Here is a 2077-nt window from a genome sequence, read left to right on the forward strand (position 1 = left end):
GTGGTGCTGTGGGAGGCTGAACTTAAATTTTCAATACCAAATCATCACGCAGGTCTATATGAAAAATGCGATGTCGCCTTTTTGAGGGTCGACTAAATAGCAAAATCTAAAATAAAAAGGAACGATATTTCGATATATCGCTCCTTAATATTATATATGTAATATACTGTTTATGTTATTCTGGATTATTTGCCGTATTGGGAAAATGGAACTGGTAATTACGATCAAAGACGTTGCGTACCTTGTTAATTTCTATGAAAGTGGTACCTCCACCCTCGCCAAACGAACCTGAAAGGTAAGCTATTTTATCGTCAAGTTCCACAAAATTCTTCTGTCTAAGCATGCGGAGCGCTGCCGTAAAAAGATACTCTGGATTTGCATGCTCTTTCTGATAAACCGGTATCACGCCATACGACAGATTAAGCCAACGCTGTGTTTTCTCCTTGTAGCAGATGGCGAGAATGGGTTTCGGGCCACGAAAAGCGGCCAAATTGCGAGCCGTGGTACCTGTTTCCGAGTCGGTGATAATACCAGCCACCCCCAACTGTCGTGTGGAAGCAATAGCGGCATGGGCCAAAAACTCACGTTGCGTGCAGTCTGGACGCAATGGCACCTCGTCTTGGACACCAAAGCTGGTACGGTCGTTTTCAGCCTGCTCAGCTATGGACGCCATAGTCTGCACCGCCTCTAACGGATACCTGCCCATAGCTGTTTCACCACTAAGCATAAGTGCGTCGGTGTTGGAATATATGGCATTGGCAATGTCGGTAACCTCCGCGCGAGTGGGACGAGGATTATTAATCATGGTGTGGAGCATTTGAGTGGCTACGATAACAGGTTTCTTTTGTTGCACACACTTGCGAATAATCATGCGCTGAATGCCTGGAATACGCTCAATTGGCACCTCTATGCCAAGGTCGCCACGTGCGATCATGATGCCATAACTGGCGTCAATGATCTCGTCTATATTGTCCACGCCCTCCTGATTTTCTATCTTTGAAATGATTTTAATGTCAGAATGATGCTCGTCGAGAATGTCTTGCACAGCTTTCACGTCAGCTGCAGAGCGAACAAAACTGTGTGCTATGAAATCAATATCCTCTTCTATGGCAAGCAGAATATTGCGTTTATCTTTCTCTGTGAGAGCCGGCAAATTGATGTGTTCTCCCGGAATATTAACACTTTTGTGCGAACCGAGAACACCATCATTGGTTACACGGCTATAAACAGTGGGCCCCACAATATCCGTCACAACCATGTTGAGTGCACCATCATCAAAGAGAATGTTATCACCCACCCTAACATCTTTGGCAATATCAGGAAAAGAAAGGTTAACTATATCATGTGTTGTGTCCATTTCTGGACGCCCAAATATCTTGACAACATCTCCCACCTTATAACTAATTGGTGTCTCAACGGCTGTGGTGCGAACCTCTGGGCCTTTAGTGTCAATGAGAATACCAAGGTGCGGAGACACTGCTCGCACGTTCTTGATAATTCCGCGAATGCCTTCTGGAGTAGCATGGGCTGTATTCATCCTGACTATATTCATGCCAGCAAAAAACAACTTACGAAGAAAATCAACATCACATCGACGGTCGCTAATGGAACAAACTATCTTTGTTTTTTTCATAACTTTGAAAAATATGGTTTCTATTGGATTTTGTATTACAATTATTTAAGTTTGCCACTGGTTTTACTTGTAGTTTGACAAGTGGCGTGAGCTACACAAATCATGTACACTTCTATTTGCAAAGTTAATGCATTTTTTTTTAATTGGATATGAAACGATAAATTAAATACATTACGAAAAGGTTTACCTTAGTTTAAAATACTATGGTGCGCTATGATTTAATACCTTTATGCTATGATGTAAACAGATTTTCTTACTATAAAAAAATAAATCATGAAAAAAAATAAAATATGGTCGTGGACGAACTAATAGAAAACGTATTTTGTTACTTTCATGTTTAAATAATAATTATTGCTGTCCGGTAAAACTCAAAAGAGCATAAATATCCTCCCCGAAGCCCAGTAAAATTGGACTTCGGGGTTTATTTTTTCAAAAGTAAGCCCC

1 protein-coding gene is annotated in these 2077 nt (G+C 41.3%); it reads right to left on the minus strand.

Annotation, left to right across the window (positions count from 1 at the left end):
- Window positions 1-175: 175 nt before the first annotated feature.
- Window positions 176-1633 carry a pyruvate kinase gene (gene pyk, locus C7379_RS12505; protein ID WP_116617552.1) on the minus strand — a complete coding sequence of 486 codons (1458 nt, stop codon included), beginning with the start codon at window positions 1631-1633 and terminating at the stop codon, window positions 176-178.
- Window positions 1634-2077 lie beyond the last annotated feature (444 nt).

This window comes from Hallella colorans (genome assembly GCF_003096815.1).
Lineage (GTDB): Bacteria > Bacteroidota > Bacteroidia > Bacteroidales > Bacteroidaceae > Prevotella > Prevotella colorans.